Raw genomic sequence first — 15,979 nt, 5'->3', positions numbered from 1 at the left:
AACGAAAGATACTATCATGCCAACAAAAACGAAAAAGACACCTTCTAAGGTTAAGGCCACGAAAAAAAGAACTACGCAAAGAACAACAGAAGGAGTGCGTACACCTATAAAGTCATCAATTATTGAAGATTCGTCATGTTCGCTCATTGCCTTGCAGGAGAAAAAACAAAACTCCGGTGTGTGTGTGCCGCTTGCATGTTCTCGGATGTGTGGGTGTTTGGGCGTGAAGCGGTGGGGATTTTTGGGTGTTGTGGCTCTTGTTGTGGGGATGTGTTTTTATGTTTTTGGGAAATAGCCCAAATTCAGTAACAGTTTTTTCAAATTTCCAAAATAGTGCGTTGCGGGGTTGGGGGCATACGACCGGCTAGGGAGGCGTGGGTCGTATGAGAAGGGCGCAGTACTAAAAAACTTACGCCCTAAAATCATCCAACGCGGTGTGCATTAGAGTTTGTTAATAGCTTTTGCCAGACGTGAAATTTTACGCGCGGCTGTATTGCGGTGAATAACACCTTTTGCCGCCCCTCGGCTGACCTCGGGCTCTGCATTTTTTAATGCAAGTGCTGCGCTGTCTTTATCATTTGCTCTGATTGCCTCTTCCACTTTTTTTATAAACGTACGCATACGGCTCACACGGTCTTTGTTGACGAGTGTTCGACGTACGGTTTGGCGTGCACGTTTTTTCGCAGAACGAATATTGGCCATAGTTATCCCTTAATACATTTAGATGTTCGTCATATACACCTGCAAATACCCAAGAGTCAACATATTTTCACAGGATTTTCCAAGACTTTCGGGCCTTTTTGAGGTATGTATAAGCATACAAGCCTGGATTTTAAGGACATTGCGATGACCCAATCCCCTTTTGGAAAAGGGTTTAAACCACACCATGAAAAAATTATAGCGGTTAATCGTATATTTTCTGGGGTGGCCAATGCCTATGATTTGATGAATGATCTAATGAGTGTCGGTTTGCACCGTGCATGGAAGTATTCTTTTGTAAAGACAGTTACGCGTGCCAACCCAGGTATTATCTTAGATATGGCAGCAGGTACGGGCGATATTTCGGGACGCCTTCATCAGGCTCTTCCGGCAGCAGAAATTGTCGCCATGGATATTAATCCTGATATGCTGAATAGGGGGCGTGATGCTCACATAGATAAAGGGCGTGTGACACGAATAATGCATGCGGTCGCTAGCGCCGAGGCTATCCCCCTTGCTGACGCGGCTGTGGATGCGTATGTGATTAGCTTTGGTCTGCGCAATGTTGGGTGTGTGGATAAAGCACTTGCAGAGGCGCAACGGGTACTTAAACTGGGTGGGTCCTTTTATTGCTTAGAGTTTAGCCCTGCTACATCTCCGCTCTTAAAGCGCGGCTATGATTTTTATGCGCAGTATGTTATCCCCACCCTCGGGGAAATAGTTACAGGCAATCGTGCGGCTTATCAATATCTTGTTGATAGCATTGAAACATTCTGTTTGCCTCACGAACTGTCTGCCAAAATGCGGCAAGCAGGATTCACGGGCGTGTACAATATCCCTTTTATGGGAGGTATTGTGCAGTGCCATGTGGGATATGTGGAGAAGGGCAGAACTTAGGATTTTTATCTCATCTTCTCTCCTGTACTCGTTGCTGAGAAAAAAACCTTGAGAAAACTCTTAATTCAGGCTAACAACGAAAGTATTCCGAAAAACTACATTTCATAGGTTCCTTATCGTTCATGAGTGATATTACTCCCGAAAAAGTACGCAAAGTTGCACAGTTAATTCGTCTGAACCTGAGCGCGGAAGATGTTGATGTCTATGCCCAAAGTCTTGGAAAAATTGTTGATTGGGTTGCTTGTTTGGATCAAGTGAACACAGATAACGTTGCTCCTCTTATGAATGTGAATGATATGGCTATGCCTCTGCGTGATGACATTGTTACGGCGGGTGACCAGGCTGAGGATGTGTTGGCAAATGCAACAGATGCCCAGGCAGGATATTTTTGTGTGCCAAAAGTTGTTGAATAACGAGATTTTCATATGTCTGATCTAACGAAATTAAGTATTGTTGAGGCCTCCTTGCTCCTCAAAGAAAAAAAAATATCAGCGGTCGAACTTGTCCAGGAACACCTAAACGCTATGGATGCGCAACAAGGCCTCAATGCCTTTATCACAACAGATGCTGATTCTTCTCTTGCCCAGGCACGTGCCTCTGACGTTCGCCGAACGAAGGGAAAGGTGGGTTTGATGGAGGGAATTCCTATCGCCGTGAAAGATTTATTTTGTACGAAAGGTGTTCGTACAACAGCAGGATCGAGAATGTTGGAAAATTTTGTCCCAACCTACGAATCCACGGTTACACAAAATCTCTATGAGGCTGGTGCCGTGAGTCTGGGTAAACTCAACATGGATGAGTTTGCTATGGGTTCAGCAAACCTAACGAGCGCATTTGGACCGGTTATTAACCCTTGGAAACGAAGGGGATCTGAGGAAAATCTTGTGCCGGGGGGGTCCTCAGGAGGGTCCGCGGCCTGTGTGGCTGCATACATGGCAATGGGTGCCACAGCCAGTGATACAGGAGGTTCCATTCGTCAACCTGGGGCCTTTTGTGGTCTTGTAGCCATTAAGCCAACGTACGGACTGTGTTCGCGGTATGGGATGGTAGCATTTGCCTCCTCTCTTGATCAGGCAGGTCCTATCACACGTACAGTTGCAGATGGTGCCTTAATGCTGGAGGCTATGGCGGGCTATGACCCCAAAGATGCGACATCCGTTAAAATTGATATCCCACGGTATAGTGAAAATCTGGAGGCCGATCTGCGAGGATTGAAAGTTGGTATTCCCAAGGAATACCGGATTGAAGGATTAAGCAACGAAATCAACGCATCTTGGGATGAAGGTATCGCGTGGCTTAAAGAGGCTGGTGCTGAGATTATCGATGTATCATTGCCTCACACAACTTATGCGTTGCCTGTGTACTATGTGTTAGCGCCAGCAGAGGCCTCATCAAATTTAGCCCGCTACGATGGTGTTCGCTATGGCCATCGAGAGCCAGGCAAAGATTTGTCATATATGTATGGCCAGACGCGAATGATTGGTTTTGGGCCCGAGGTTAAGCGCCGCATAATGATGGGAACTTACGTATTGTCATCAGGATATTACGATGCCTACTTTCGAAAAGCACAGCGTGTACGGCGTTTGATTAAGGAAGATTTTGATCAGGTTTGGAAGCGGGTCGATGTAATTCTTACGCCTTCGACCCCCAATACGGCTTTTTCAGCAGAGAAACCACCAACTGATCCTATCACAATGTACATGAATGATGTCCTGACTGTTCCTGTGAATCTTGCCGGTTTGCCGGGAATGTCTGTTCCTACCAAGCTTTCGCAGGATGGGCTTCCTTTAGGATTGCAAATCATTGCCCCGCAATTTCAGGAGCAACGCATGCTACAAGTGGCGTGTATACTGGAAAAAGCTGCAAATTTTGATTCGTATCGTTCATGCCTAAAAGGTATTTAAAACAGGGGGTGGTCATATGTCACAGCAAGCACAGATGATTCAAGGAAAAACGGGTCTTTGGGAAGTGGTGATAGGTCTTGAGGTGCACGCACAAATATCGTCACATGCAAAGTTATTTTCAGGAGCATCAACGGCTTTTGGTGCGGAGCCTAATGCACATGTTTCTCTTGTTGATGCCGCTTTCCCCGGGATGCTTCCTGTGATTAACGCAGTGTGTGTGGAGCAAGCCGTGCGTACGGGAATCGGTTTGAATGCCCATGTGAATACACGTTCTGTTTTTGATCGCAAAAATTATTTCTATGCCGACCTTCCGCAGGGGTATCAGATCTCTCAGTTTACAGATCCGATAGTCTCCGAAGGGCATCTCGACATTGATCTGGATGAAACAAAGACCAAGCGCATTCGTATTGAGCGCCTTCACCTTGAGCAAGATGCGGGGAAAAGTATCCACGATATGCACCCGACCAAAACATTTATTGATTTGAATCGGTCTGGCGTGGCTTTGATGGAAATTGTGACATACCCGGATATGCGTACTCCCGAAGAGGCTATGGCTTTTATGAAGAAATTACGTGCGTTGCTGCGTGCCTTGAAAACGTGTGATGGTAATATGGACCAAGGAAGTATGCGCGCGGATGTGAATATTTCGCTTCATCGCCCGGATACCCCCTTTGGTACACGGGCTGAGATCAAAAATGTGAACTCTATTCGTTTTATGGGGCAGGCGATTCGCTATGAAATTGAGAGACAAATGGATATTCTTGAACGTGGAGGCACCGTCGATCAAGAGACACGCTTGTATGATCCTGTGAAAACAGAAACACGGAGCATGCGTAGCAAAGAAGATGCCCATGATTATCGATATTTTCCGGACCCAGACTTACCTCCGTTGGTTATTGAGCAAAGCTTTATTGATAATGTGCGTCTGAATATGCCGGAGCTTCCTGAGCACCAAAAAGAAGGCTTGATTCGTGACCATGGTCTTTCTGCCTATGATGCATCACTGATCGTAGCCGAAGAAGAATCGTACGCCTATTTCATGGCAATGCTTGCTGCCTCACAAACATGGGCAGATAAAGGTGAAAAAGTGGCAAAACTTCTTGCTAACTGGATGTTGGTGGAGTTTTTTGCGCTTTGTAACAAAAACGATTTGGCTGTAACGCATGCTCCTGTGGGGCCGGAAAGTCTGGCGGAGCTTGTGGATCTGATTGTTCGTGGGGAAATTTCGGGACGCATTGCCAAAGACGTCTTTCCGCTCATGTGGGAAACAGGAAAATCGGCCTCCGATATTGTGGCAGAAAAAGGTCTGAAGCAAGTGAGCGATAGTGATGCACTTCAAAAAGCTATTGCCCAGATAATGGTAGAGAATCCTGATAAGGTAAATGATTACAAAGGTGGTAATGATAAGTTGTTTGGTTGGTTTGTTGGCCAGATAATGAAGGCGACTCAAGGTCAGGGAAATCCACAAATTATTAACGCATTGTTGAAAAAGGCCCTTTCTCAATAAAAGCAATAAGGAAAATTCCCTTGATTTCTCTTGAAATATGAAGGCTGACATATTATGTCTTTCCTAGTAAAATGAAGGATACATTGATGGGGAAACCCCGACGAGAACATGAGCCAACACAACGCCAAAAGCGCATTAATGAGGTTATCCGCCGTTCGCTAAGCCTTGTTATGCAGTCAGGAGATTTTTTTCATGCGGACTTCGCCAGATTGTTTGTTCACCTGACGAGTGTCAAAGTTTCCCCTGATCTGAGTAGCGTCAAAGTTTATGTGATGGCCTTAAACCACCCCTCTGAAATGGAGCGTGCAAAAATTTTAGCAACTCTGAAAATGGCGCGACCCCAATTGCGCAAGAGCCTTTCCAGAGAACTGACCCTTAAATATGTGCCTGATCTCAGGTTTTTTTGGGACGAAAACATTGAACAAGCAGATCGTATCGAATCCCTCTTACGCAAACACATTCCTCGCAACAGACCAATTACATCACTCTCAGATGATGGATCTGAAGAAGAACGCGCGATGGCTGTGGGTATAAAAAGCTAAATGCAGCGTGAAGGGTCATTGAATGAAGGCCCACTCCATGGGTGGATAAACTGCTGGAAGCCTGCAGGTGTTACCTCTCACCATGTGGTGTATCAGGTGCGAAAATTACTCACGGTTAATGGTAAGCGACCTAAAGTGGGACACGCTGGAACGCTTGATCCCTTCGCTGAGGGTATTCTTCCTCTTGCCATTGGTGAGGCAACAAAGACAGTTTCATACCAAATGGATGCCAGCAAAGAGTATGAATTTCTGCTGCGATGGGGAGAGTCTCGCGATAGTGGTGACTGCGAGGGGGTTGTAATTGCGACATCGTCTGTCCGCCCCGATAAAGAAACGGTTGCCAAAGCCTTGCAGACGTTTATGGGGGGATACAAGCAAACACCGCCCATGTACTCGGCAATAAAAATTAATGGTAAGCGAGCGTGTGACCGGGTGCGCGCAGGAGAAAGCGTCGATATTGCTGGGCGCAATCGCTTTGTGCGCATTGATGACCTTTGCTTTGTGAATTGGGAAAACAAAGAGGGACAGTCATTTCAAGTGTTGCTTCGTGTGAGCTGTGGGAAAGGCACGTATGTTCGGGCTTTAGGGGCAGATATCGCCGAGGCAGTGGGGGCTTTGGGCTATGTTGAAAGCCTTACACGCACGCGTGTCGGACGCTTTGCAAAAAAAAATGCAATTTCCCTTGGAAAATTGGAGGAAGTGAGGCATAACGTAGTGCATACCTCAGCGTGGGTCAGCGTGCGCGAGTCGCTGGACGACATCCCGGCTCTTTGCCTAACGCCCACGGATGCTGAACATTTGCGATGCGGAATTCGTGTAAAGATACTGGATCTTCCCGTAACACAAACGTTTTTGGGTATAGACACGGATGGTGCACCTGTTGGCATTCTTGAAAAATGTGATGGGGGCGTACGTCCAAAACGCATGTTCAATAAACATGCTGAATGACATGAAAGGATTAAACGATGTCGATTACACTTGAGCGCAAGGCAGAGCTCATGAAAGAATATGCCACTAAAGAAGGTGATACGGGATCACCTGAAGTTCAAGTTGCGATTTTAACAGAACGAATTAACAACCTCTCGGGTCATATGCAAGGGCATAAAAAAGACTTTCACTCACGTCGTGGATTGATTGCTATGGTGAATCAACGGCGCCGGCTGTTAGATTATGCAAAGGGTAAATCCAAAGAACGGTATCAAACGCTCATTGAGCGGCTTGGTCTGCGGCGCTAAGACGTTGTGGCATCTAGGGGGGCATGAGACCCCCTAAGTGTTTTGACGAAAAAAGTCAAAAAAAAGATACAGCAGTTAGGAATGATGAATGTTTAAGGAAAATTGCGTTTCGCTCACCTGGGGTGATAGTGCGTTAAAAATTGAAACGGGTAAGGTTGCTCGTCAAGCAGATGGTTCCGTAATGGTAACCTACGGTGAAACTGTTGTGCTAGCCGCAGCAGTTGTGATGAAAGAAGCAAGCCCTGAGGCTAACTTTTTCCCTCTCACCGTGCATTATCAGGAAAAAACATATGCCGCAGGCAAAGTCCCCGGTGGTTTTTTGAAGCGTGAAAGCCGTCCTAGTGAGAAAGAAGTTCTGACATCACGCTTGATTGACCGCCCCATACGTCCGTTGTTCCCACAAGGATTTTACAACGAAGTGCAACTTATTTGCACAGTGATGAGTTATGACGAAACGCATGATCCTGTGATTGCAGCCATGATTGCGGCTTCGGCGGCACTCGCCATTTCGGGTGCGCCATTTCTTGGTCCCATTGGTGCTGCGCGTGTAGCATATAAAGATGGTCAGTTTCTTTTGAATCCTCCTGAGTCTTTGTTACCCGAATGTGACCTTGATTTGGTTGTTGCAGGAACAGAAGAGGGCGTACTGATGGTTGAGTCAGAGGCAAGAGAGCTAACAGAAGAGCAAATGCTTGAAGCCGTTGTCTTTGGTCAAAAATCCTATGAACCTGTAATTGCGGCGATTAAAGAGCTTGCAAAGAAGGCATCAAAACCACCTATTGTGGCAGCTCCAACACCAACAGGTTTGACGAAGGTTGAAGAATATGTGCGCAATAATCACTTAAAGGAAATCGATGCTGCTTACGAAGTTAGCGATAAGCAAAAACGTTATGGGATCCTTGATGGCATCAAGCAAGCAATAAAAAACCACTTTTCTGATGATGGGGATGTTGGTTCCAATCATATTTCTTTTGGGCTTGATAATGTAAAATCAGCTGTTTTGCGTAACAAGGTTTTGGATACAAAAAAGCGTATTGATGGCCGTGATTTGGTTACTGTGCGTCCGATTGTTCCTGAGGTTTCTGTTTTACCGCGTACACACGGAAGTTGTGTATTCACACGGGGTGAAACACAAGCGTTTGTGGTTGCAACGCTTGGGACGGGTCAAGATGAGCAGATGATGGATACGCTATCAGGCATGTACAAGGAAAAATTCTTACTCCACTATAACTTCCCTTCCTATTCCGTAGGTGAGGCAGGCCGTGTGGGACCTCCAGGGCGTCGTGAAATTGGCCATGGAAAACTTGCTTGGCGGGCGATTCGACCGGTTTTGCCTTCAGGGGATGCGTTTCCTTATACAATTCGTGTTGTTTCTGAAATTACTGAATCTAATGGCTCATCATCGATGGCAACTGTTTGTGGAACATCTCTTGCCCTTATGGATGCCGGTGTTAAGATCTCTGCTCCTGTTGCGGGTATTGCTATGGGACTTATCAAAGAAAATGATAGGATTGCTGTCTTGACGGACATTCTTGGTGACGAAGATCATTTGGGTGATATGGACTTTAAGGTTGCGGGCACGGAAAAAGGAATTACTGCCCTGCAAATGGATATAAAGATTACAAGCATTACATCAGCGATCATGAAGCAAGCATTGACGCAGGCAAAAGACGGCCGCATCCATATTCTTGGTGAAATGACGAAAGCTCTTTCGGTTGCACGAGATGATTTGAATCCACGTGCTCCACGAATTTTGCGGGTCCAAATTCCTAAAGATAAAATTGGTGAGGTTATAGGCCCAGGTGGTTCAAATATCCGTAAAATCTGTGAAACTACAGGGGCTACTGTCGACATTGAAGAGGATGGATCTGCCCGCGTGGGCTCAGCCGATCTTGCTGGTGCGGAGGCTGCTGTTAGTATGATCAAAATGACTTTTGCCGAACCAGAAATTGGCCAGACCTATGATGGTAAAGTAGTGAGTGTTGTGGATTTTGGTGCATTTATAAACTTTTTTGGCCCTAAAGATGGCCTTGTGCATATCAGCGAAATCTGTGATGAGCGGTTAGAAAAAGTGTCTGAGCGCCTGAATCTGAACGACTTGGTTCGGGTAAAAGTCGTTTCTATGGAAAAAGGCCGCGTAAAGTTGACGATGAAGGGTGTCGATCAACCAAAAGGATAAAGCGAGGCTTTCATCGGTCATCATTGAAAATATGATGTAAAATAAAACAGCTCTTGTTCTTGCAAGGGCTGTTTTCTTTTTTCGTTGTTTTATAAAACTTGAAACGATATGAATAAACGTTATATTGGTCTGAATTAATAAAATACAATTGATCTGGAGGTCAACAATGCTCACTGTAGGACATAAATTTCCTGAATTCTCTCTGAAATCTGTTGTTGCAAATGAAATGCCCCATGCTTTCTCCCTTGTTTCGACGGCAGATATGATTGGTCGATGGAATGTCGTTTTTTTCTATCCGAAAGACTTTACATTTGTATGTCCCACAGAATTGCAGGGATTTGATGAACTGATGAAAGCTTTTTCTGCGCGTAAAACAGGTGTATATGGCGTGAGCACTGATTCAGAGTTTGTGCATTTAGCGTGGCGTAGAGACGCGAAAGAATTGCGTAATCTAAGCTATCCCCTGGTTTCAGACATTAAGCGGGAACTTTCTATGGCGTTGGGTATTTTAGACGCCAAGGAGGGTGTGTGTTTGCGCGCGACGTTTATTGTGGATCCGGAAGGTATTATCCGCCATGTGTCTGTGAATGATCTGTCCGTAGGCCGGAACCCCGAAGAAATTCTGCGTGTTCTTGATGCATTGCAAGTCGGTGGCCTTATGCCCTGTCGCTGGCAACCAGGGCAAGAGGCTATCAAGGTGGCGTAACCCACGTGCGGAATAGGTACGTAGGCATGGTGGATGAATTGGCATCAAAGTAACAATTTCCCGTTTTTGTCCTCTAAAAAATATACGTGAAGTATGTGAAAATTCCTCATTTAATCCTTCGCAATGGTTGTTTGAGTCCACACGGGGGGATTCATCTACAAAAAAAAGAAGGAACACCTGGTATTCATTCTTTTCTCTTTTTGGCATTGATGAGGATGTCTTTCGTATGATTGGGGAACTTTAAGGGATACGCGCAAACTGAATGCGCTTTCTCACATCGCTATCCATTGGTATGGTTACGCCTTCTCTTCTATAGACGTAGTGCTCAGCAGGCTCTGTTGACTCATGAGAAGTGTGAGCGGATAAAAAGCACACTCGCTTACCTGCCCACCATGTCTCAGGTGTTTGAAAAGTGTCTTCTTTGTGCATTTTTGATGCAGCCCCCTCTAATGTAGGAGATGACGGTGTATCCGATGAAAAATGAATAGGCTTTCCTAGGGCACTGCCAATGGCGGCTTTCATGCTCTCTCCTCTGCGCAAGGCTGTGGCTGGAGGCTTCACCATGGGGTCTGTGTCATGTACATCAGGAGCGTGTGATGATGCAGTGGACGGAAAAATAGGCAGAAAAACTGTTAACCTTAGAACATTCAATAATTTGTATAAATTCATTATCATAAATAAGTAAACTAAATATAAAAATTATTTAGGTACAAATATTCTGTATTTCAATCCCCACTATAAGTATTAGTTCATTTTTTCATAGGCAATCATTCTCTAAGGCATAAATTTTTGAGGATCGGTCAGTGTATCAAACTCTGTTTCCGTGATAGATGTTGTTTTTAGTACCTCTTCTTTGAGGGAGGTTCCATTTCTGTGCGCTTTTTTTGCAAGAGAAGCCGCGCTATCATAACCAATTAGTGGTGTTAAGGCTGTAACAAGCATCAGGGATTTGTCCAAATTTTGTGCAACCTGGGTCTTGTTTACAGAGATTCCTTGGAGGCAGCGCATGGCAAAGCTGTTGATGGACTGGGACATAAGAAGCATTGCCTCCATGCAGTTACGGAGAATCAAAGGCTTGAATACATTAAGCTGAAGATTTCCATGAGAATTTGCAATGCTAATACTGGTATGTAATCCCATTACATGTGCGGAAACTTGAGTTAGTGCTTCTATGTGGGTGGGGTTTACCTTGCCCGGCATAATGGATGACCCTGGTTCTGTTTCGGGTAAAAGAAGCTCATTCAATCCACATCGGGGCCCTGATCCAAGAAGGCGTAAATCATTTCCCATTTTCATGCAGAGGGTTGCCAATGTATTGAGTGAGGCGGAAACATCCACACACAGGTCATGGCTTGCCATTGCAACGGAAAAATTTTTCAGTGGTGTAAAATGAAAGGGCAATAAAACTGTCAGTTCTTTGCAGAATACGTCAGAGAATTGTGCGTGGGCATTTATCCCTGTACCAACAGCCGTTCCCCCCTGTGGAAGAACGTGTAGTTTTTTGCGCAACAAACGAAGATTTTTTAATACTTCTCTGACTTGATCAGCATAAGTTGCAAAAATCATTCCAGATCTTACGGGGGTTGCATCTTGAAGATGTGTGCGCCCTATACTGAGAGAGCCATGGAACTCCTGGGATTTGCGTGAGAGTATACGCATGAGGCTTTCTAGCGAAGGAATAAGCATACGCGTCAGGCGTAATACCAGACATATATGCATGACTGTCGGAAAAGAATCGTTCGTTGACTGCCCACGGTTGGCATGATCATTGGGGTGAACAGGGTGTTTACTTCCTAAAGGAAATCCCATGATTTGGGCGGATCGATTAGCAATAACCTCATTCACATTCATGTGTGTTTGGGTTCCTGATCCTGTTTGCCATGGTGAAAGAGGGAAATGCTTATCAAGCTTGCCTTCGGCGATTTCGCGCGCCGCACGTATAATGATGGCTCCTAGGTTTTGGGGTATTTGCTTTAAGTGAATATTAGCGGCTGCGGCTGCCATTTTTTGATAGCCGAATGCATGAATGATAGACATATCGAAGGGAGCATCTCCAATCGCGAAATTTTCTTGTGCTCGCTGTGTTTGTATACCCCATAAGGCATTTTTAGGAATTCGAAGTTTTCCTAGTGAATCTTCTTCCGTGCGATACGAGGAGATGCTCTTTGTCATTTATATTCTTGTTTTTGTCCCATGAAGGGCATACTTATATATTCCCAGAATAGGCGAAATTTATTGATGATACGTGAATATATGGTCCGGGCCCTTACCCTAGCAAAGGAAGCTGCGGCATGTGGCGAGGTGCCAGTTGGTGCCGTAATTGTCTGTGAGGGAGTGATTATTGCAGAGGCACGTAATGCGGTTGAGCAACAGAAAAATGTGTGCGCACATGCAGAAATGCTGGCATTACAACGTGCTTCCTCCCAACTGGGAGAGAAGTTTCTCTTGAAGGCTCATATGTATGTGACGCTTGAGCCATGCGCCATGTGTGCAGCGGCAATTAGTTATGCGCGTATTGCTCGCCTCTATTTTGGAGCCTATGATCCCAAAAGTGGGGGAGTGGAACATGGTGCGCGCGTGTACGATCACCAGACGTGTCATAGTAAACCCGAAATTGTTGGTGGAATATGTGAGCGTGAGGCGACGACTATGCTGTCCGATTTTTTCCAAAAATTACGTTAATCAAGACAGCGTATGAATGGCTGTGAGACCCTCTCGGTATGTAGGGTAATGAAGGTGTACCCCTAAGATTTCTTGAATTTTTGTTCCATCCACACGCTTGTAATCCCTATAGAAATCCTTCATCCGGGGTGAAAGTGTGGCATTCTGAAGTGCCGTAAGTGGTGGTTTTTTCTGCCCAAGTAATGCGCAAGCATACTCTGTCAACTCATGGGTCGGGGCTGGATTTTTATCAGCAAGATTAAAGATTTCCCCCGGTGTTGGTGCCTGCATTGATGCAACGATTAGACGGGCAATATCATCCACGTGAATGCGTGAAAAACAGTGTCCAGGGGCATAAATATGTTGATGTGAGGGGCTGGCAAGTCGGTCAAAAACACTTCGTCCTTTGCCATAAATACTACTTGTGCGAAAGATGTGAACAGGAACACCATGGGTGTTGTGAAGCTTTCGGTAGGTATCTTCAATCACAAGGCGATCCTGCCCAGGTGTGGATGTGGGATTACAAAAGCTTTTTTCCGTAACCCAAGCACCTTTGTGATCGCCATAAACAGATGTTGTGGACATGTAGCCGATCCACTTCAGATGTGGGAGGAAAGGGAGGTGATTTTTATGATGCTCAAGAAATGTGTCCGATTTATTTTCAGGGGGTGCTGTTATCAAAATATGAGTGACAGCATTCAAAAGAGTGGCCTCAAGAGGTTTCTTTGTGTTAAAAACACACAATTGAACATCCTGTGAAAATGCCCTCCATCCCGGTGATCGATGCGTTCCCCAAATGGTATGAGCCGCAGATAACATTGACAATCTTGCGCGGATGTGCGTACCAACATATCCTAAGCCAATAATAATAAGGTTCATTGTGCGTATTCCTTACTGTTTTTCAACTGACGTTTTGCGAACGTTTTCTCAAGAGGTGCGCAATGTTTATGGAAGCATTATTCTTGTTGTAGCCGCAGGAGTTGCGTTGATTTCAAATATTCTCATTCGCAACCTTAGCCAATGCTATCCTCCGATGCAAATTCTCTTTTTCAAAGGTGTAGTGGCTCTTGTGCTTTTGACCATTTTTTCTTTTCGATCTCTGTGTGCCGTTTCTGGAGCCCAGAAGTGGCATTGGCATGTCTTAAGAGGTGCTATTGGTTTTATTGGCAATTATCTCGCCGTTTTGGGACTTAGAGCACTTCCTCTTGCTGATGCAACGGCTCTTTCATTGACAAGTGCCTTTTGGGGATTATGGGGAGGTGTTGTGATTCTTAAGGAACAGGTTTCATTTGCAAGAATTCTTGCAACCATCGTTGGCTTCGGTGGTGCGTTATTTATTATAAAACCTGCAAGTCTTGTTTTTAACGTACATACTCTTTATCCTCTTGGGGCGGCATTTTGCTTTGCCTCTAGTGTTCTCATTGTGCGCTATACCGGAAAAAGCGATGGAGCATTGCCCTCACTGTTTGGTCTTTACAGCGTGATGACGCTTGCTCCATTGCCATGGATTTTTTGCGGGTGGACACCGATTCTTCGTGGAGATATACCAGCATTACTTGCTGTGGGGAGTTTAAGCATAGTGAGCATGTATGGGGTTACGACGGCTTATATACTGGCAGAAGCCTCATATGTTGCCCCAACAAAATTTGTGCGGTATCCTCTTAGCTTGTTTGCGGGCATTTTCTACTGTGGCGATACATTGGATGTAACACATACTATTGGTGCTCTTGTTATTGTTTTGGCAATTTGGGTACTTCCGTACGCTGATGTTCTCAAGTCTAAAAAAACAGGTTTTTTTCATCGGTGGAAAAACAAGTAAGTATGCTCTTCAAGACACATGACGTGTTTAATTACAAAGTTTTTACCAATCTTACTTCACAAATCTGTGAAAACCAATTAGCTTTAGAATCTTAGGGATGGGGTAGCTGTGCAACACGGAACTTTATATCACGACATTATCGTTTTTTTGCTCGCCGCAGTGGTTGTAGTGTCAATTTTTCGGTGGCTGAAGGCAAGTCCGATATTAGGATATCTTATTGCAGGTACAGCAATTGGACCCTATTCGCTTGGTTTTATTAGCCAACATGAGGGCGCTCAAGCCTTGGGTGAATTTGGTGTTATTTTTTTGATGTTCGTGATCGGACTGAAGATGCCAATGCAACGATTGAAAATCCTTAGGCGGTATGTTTTTGGTTTGGGAATGCTGCAAGTTTTTGTGACGGCCCTTCTCTTTACGGGAGTCTTGCATTTCTGGGCCTTTGAAATAAATGCCGCTATTATTATCGCATGCGGAATGTCGCTTTCATCCACAGCGGTTGTTCTTCAGGTGCTTGCAGAGCGTGGGGAATCGGCCTCTCGGTTTGGGCGCGTATCGTTTTCGATTTTATTATTTCAGGATCTTGCTGTCGTGCTCTTTTTGATGATGCTATCCGTAATGGGTCAGGACCAAGGGGACGTCCTGCATCTACTGGGTGCTGCTATCTTGCGTGCAATTTTGGCCCTTGTAGGTATTATCCTCATTGGTCGAACAGTTTTGCGGCCCATCTTTCGTTGGATTGCAAGCTTGGAAAATCAAGAGTTATTTGTGATTGCAACCTTACTTTTAGTAGTAGCCACGGGAGCCCTCACGCATCAGGCTGGACTCTCGATGGAGATGGGTGCATTTTTGGCTGGTCTTCTGCTTTCTGAAACAGAGTACCGCCATCAAGTTGAAGCCGACATACAGCCATTCCACGGATTATTGCTGGGATTATTTTTTATGGCAGTGGGAATGACTATTAATTTAAGGCTTTTTGCGGAAAGCCCGTTTCTTATTACAGGTCTCGTCCTTGCCTTGATGGTGACAAAGATTTTTTTGATTTATGCGTTGTGTATAGGATTTAGGCTTCCTCATGGGTCGGCGCTCCGTTCGGGCATGATTCTTGCGGGAGGAGGCGAATTTGTGTTTGTTCTTTTTAATCCATCGCTTGAAAAGGGAATTATTACTGCGGACATAGCAGCTGTGGTTTATTTGGTGGTCTTGATATCAATGGCATTGACACCACTCATGGCCTCACTCGGTAGAACCATTGAAAGTCGCCTTATTCAAAAAGAAGCAGACTCAACACTTAATGCAGCGGTAGCTGAAATTGAAGATTTGCGTAATCATATAATTATTATTGGGTTTGGTCGTGTGGGACGCTTGCTCTGTAAGCTTTTCACAGAACGGATGATTCCCTATGTTGCAATTGATAATCACATGTCAAAAGTTACGGAGGGACGGGCGCAAGGTTATCCAGTGTTTTTTGGGGATGGTCGCCGTAGCCATGTTTTACAGACACTGTCGGCGAACAAGGCAAGTGGGGTGGTTGTGAGTCTTGACTCCCCTTCCGCAGCTTTACGTGCCTGCTTGATGGTGCGTCGTAGCTTTCCCCATGCGAATGTTTTTGTTCGGATGCGTAATGACGATTACTACGAAAAGCTTACAAATAGTGGTGTTTATGTGGCGATGCCAGAAAACCTTGAGCCGAGTTTAAAGTTAGCAACGGCTGTTTTGCGCACTGTAGGAGTGCCCGTGGATGAAACAACCCAAATCGTTGATGATTTTCGAAAAGCTTATAACACAACACTTGACGATGAAGAAAAACCTGCCACAACATAAGAACCTGTG

General features: G+C 45.1%; 17 protein-coding genes. 13 read left to right on the top strand and 4 right to left on the bottom strand.

Annotated features, from left to right (window positions below; all coding sequences use genetic code 11):
• The first annotated feature begins 16 nt into the window (after positions 1–16).
• Positions 17–295 carry a hypothetical protein gene (locus tag H6849_05085; GenBank protein ID USO01428.1) on the top strand — a complete coding sequence of 93 codons (279 nt, stop codon included), beginning with the start codon at positions 17–19 and terminating at the stop codon, positions 293–295.
• Positions 296–441: 146 nt separating this feature from the next.
• Here H6849_05085 and rpsT read toward each other — a convergent pair whose 3' ends face one another.
• Positions 442–702: a 30S ribosomal protein S20 gene (gene rpsT / locus H6849_05080; protein ID USO01427.1), complete on the bottom strand. Its 261-nt coding sequence runs from the start codon at positions 700–702 to the stop codon at positions 442–444.
• A 144-nt stretch (positions 703–846) separates the two neighbouring features.
• On the opposite strand from rpsT, the gene H6849_05075 reads away from it, so the two are divergent.
• The 9 genes from H6849_05075 to H6849_05035 all read left to right on the top strand — a co-directional run bounded on the left by H6849_05075 (position 847) and on the right by H6849_05035 (position 9,669).
• Positions 847–1,596, top strand: coding sequence for a ubiquinone/menaquinone biosynthesis methyltransferase (locus tag H6849_05075; GenBank protein ID USO01426.1), 750 nt, complete (start codon positions 847–849; stop codon positions 1,594–1,596).
• Positions 1,597–1,718: 122 nt separating this feature from the next.
• Positions 1,719–2,009, top strand: a complete 291-nt coding sequence (gene gatC, locus H6849_05070) for an Asp-tRNA(Asn)/Glu-tRNA(Gln) amidotransferase subunit GatC (GenBank protein ID USO01425.1) — start codon at positions 1,719–1,721, stop codon at positions 2,007–2,009.
• A 12-nt stretch (positions 2,010–2,021) separates the two neighbouring features.
• On the top strand, positions 2,022–3,500 hold the full coding sequence (gene gatA, locus H6849_05065) for an Asp-tRNA(Asn)/Glu-tRNA(Gln) amidotransferase subunit GatA (protein ID USO01424.1): 1,479 nt from the start codon (positions 2,022–2,024) through the stop codon (positions 3,498–3,500).
• Between the two features lie 16 nt (positions 3,501–3,516).
• Positions 3,517–5,007, top strand: a complete 1,491-nt coding sequence (gene gatB / locus H6849_05060; protein USO01423.1) for an Asp-tRNA(Asn)/Glu-tRNA(Gln) amidotransferase subunit GatB — start codon at positions 3,517–3,519, stop codon at positions 5,005–5,007.
• 71 nt (positions 5,008–5,078) lie between these two features.
• On the top strand, positions 5,079–5,549 hold the full coding sequence (gene rbfA / locus H6849_05055) for a 30S ribosome-binding factor RbfA (protein USO01422.1): 471 nt from the start codon (positions 5,079–5,081) through the stop codon (positions 5,547–5,549).
• Positions 5,550–6,497: a tRNA pseudouridine(55) synthase TruB gene (gene truB, locus H6849_05050; protein ID USO01421.1), complete on the top strand. Its 948-nt coding sequence runs from the start codon at positions 5,550–5,552 to the stop codon at positions 6,495–6,497.
• 17 nt (positions 6,498–6,514) lie between these two features.
• A complete protein-coding gene (gene rpsO / locus H6849_05045; GenBank protein USO01420.1) occupies positions 6,515–6,784 on the top strand; it encodes a 30S ribosomal protein S15 in 270 nt (89 codons plus the stop codon).
• A gap of 88 nt (positions 6,785–6,872) precedes the next feature.
• Positions 6,873–8,963 (top strand): polyribonucleotide nucleotidyltransferase, encoded by a 2,091-nt coding sequence (gene pnp / locus H6849_05040; protein USO01419.1) that lies wholly within the window; start codon positions 6,873–6,875, stop codon positions 8,961–8,963.
• 166 nt (positions 8,964–9,129) lie between these two features.
• Positions 9,130–9,669, top strand: a complete 540-nt coding sequence (locus H6849_05035; GenBank protein USO01418.1) for a peroxiredoxin — start codon at positions 9,130–9,132, stop codon at positions 9,667–9,669.
• 240 nt (positions 9,670–9,909) lie between these two features.
• On the opposite strand, the gene H6849_05030 is transcribed toward H6849_05035, so the two are convergent.
• On the bottom strand, positions 9,910–10,338 hold the full coding sequence (locus tag H6849_05030) for a hypothetical protein (GenBank protein ID USO01417.1): 429 nt from the start codon (positions 10,336–10,338) through the stop codon (positions 9,910–9,912).
• A gap of 105 nt (positions 10,339–10,443) precedes the next feature.
• Positions 10,444–11,841, bottom strand: a complete 1,398-nt coding sequence (locus tag H6849_05025) for a class II fumarate hydratase (protein USO01416.1) — start codon at positions 11,839–11,841, stop codon at positions 10,444–10,446.
• 81 nt (positions 11,842–11,922) lie between these two features.
• On the opposite strand from H6849_05025, the gene H6849_05020 reads away from it, so the two are divergent.
• Positions 11,923–12,351 (top strand): nucleoside deaminase, encoded by a 429-nt coding sequence (locus tag H6849_05020; protein ID USO01935.1) that lies wholly within the window; start codon positions 11,923–11,925, stop codon positions 12,349–12,351.
• Here the strand turns inward: H6849_05020 and H6849_05015 are convergent, their stop codons facing one another.
• A complete protein-coding gene (locus H6849_05015) occupies positions 12,352–13,209 on the bottom strand; it encodes an NAD-dependent epimerase/dehydratase family protein (protein ID USO01415.1) in 858 nt (285 codons plus the stop codon).
• 1 nt (position 13,210) lies between these two features.
• Here H6849_05015 and H6849_05010 point away from each other — a divergent pair, with 1 nt between their 5' ends.
• Together H6849_05010 and H6849_05005 are read left to right on the top strand one after the other, a co-directional pair.
• Positions 13,211–14,149: a DMT family transporter gene (locus H6849_05010; protein USO01414.1), complete on the top strand. Its 939-nt coding sequence runs from the start codon at positions 13,211–13,213 to the stop codon at positions 14,147–14,149.
• Positions 14,150–14,257: 108 nt separating this feature from the next.
• Complete coding sequence (locus H6849_05005) at positions 14,258–15,970, top strand: cation:proton antiporter (GenBank protein ID USO01413.1); 1,713 nt, start codon at positions 14,258–14,260, stop codon at positions 15,968–15,970.
• The last annotated feature ends 9 nt before the right edge of the window (positions 15,971–15,979 follow it).

The organism is Alphaproteobacteria bacterium (assembly GCA_023898725.1).
Taxonomy (GTDB): domain Bacteria; phylum Pseudomonadota; class Alphaproteobacteria; order JAUHZC01; family JAUHZC01.
The sequence above is the reverse complement of the archived record's forward strand: the minus strand, read 5'-3'. Positions and strand labels throughout refer to the sequence as shown.

What these genes read in the sequence shown, in the direction of transcription:
- H6849_05085 (USO01428.1), top strand. Translation starts at nt 17, where the DNA reads ATGCCAACAAAAACGAAAAAGACACCTTCTAAGGTTAAGGCCACGAAA.
- rpsT (USO01427.1), bottom strand. Translation starts at nt 702, where the DNA reads ATGGCCAATATTCGTTCTGCGAAAAAACGTGCACGCCAAACCGTACGT.
- H6849_05075 (USO01426.1), top strand. Translation starts at nt 847, where the DNA reads ATGACCCAATCCCCTTTTGGAAAAGGGTTTAAACCACACCATGAAAAA.
- gatC (USO01425.1), top strand. Translation starts at nt 1,719, where the DNA reads ATGAGTGATATTACTCCCGAAAAAGTACGCAAAGTTGCACAGTTAATT.
- gatA (USO01424.1), top strand. Translation starts at nt 2,022, where the DNA reads ATGTCTGATCTAACGAAATTAAGTATTGTTGAGGCCTCCTTGCTCCTC.
- gatB (USO01423.1), top strand. Translation starts at nt 3,517, where the DNA reads ATGTCACAGCAAGCACAGATGATTCAAGGAAAAACGGGTCTTTGGGAA.
- rbfA (USO01422.1), top strand. Translation starts at nt 5,079, where the DNA reads ATGAAGGATACATTGATGGGGAAACCCCGACGAGAACATGAGCCAACA.
- truB (USO01421.1), top strand. Translation starts at nt 5,550, where the DNA reads ATGCAGCGTGAAGGGTCATTGAATGAAGGCCCACTCCATGGGTGGATA.
- rpsO (USO01420.1), top strand. Translation starts at nt 6,515, where the DNA reads ATGTCGATTACACTTGAGCGCAAGGCAGAGCTCATGAAAGAATATGCC.
- pnp (USO01419.1), top strand. Translation starts at nt 6,873, where the DNA reads ATGTTTAAGGAAAATTGCGTTTCGCTCACCTGGGGTGATAGTGCGTTA.
- H6849_05035 (USO01418.1), top strand. Translation starts at nt 9,130, where the DNA reads ATGCTCACTGTAGGACATAAATTTCCTGAATTCTCTCTGAAATCTGTT.
- H6849_05030 (USO01417.1), bottom strand. Translation starts at nt 10,338, where the DNA reads ATGAATTTATACAAATTATTGAATGTTCTAAGGTTAACAGTTTTTCTG.
- H6849_05025 (USO01416.1), bottom strand. Translation starts at nt 11,841, where the DNA reads ATGACAAAGAGCATCTCCTCGTATCGCACGGAAGAAGATTCACTAGGA.
- H6849_05020 (USO01935.1), top strand. Translation starts at nt 11,923, where the DNA reads ATGGTCCGGGCCCTTACCCTAGCAAAGGAAGCTGCGGCATGTGGCGAG.
- H6849_05015 (USO01415.1), bottom strand. Translation starts at nt 13,209, where the DNA reads ATGAACCTTATTATTATTGGCTTAGGATATGTTGGTACGCACATCCGC.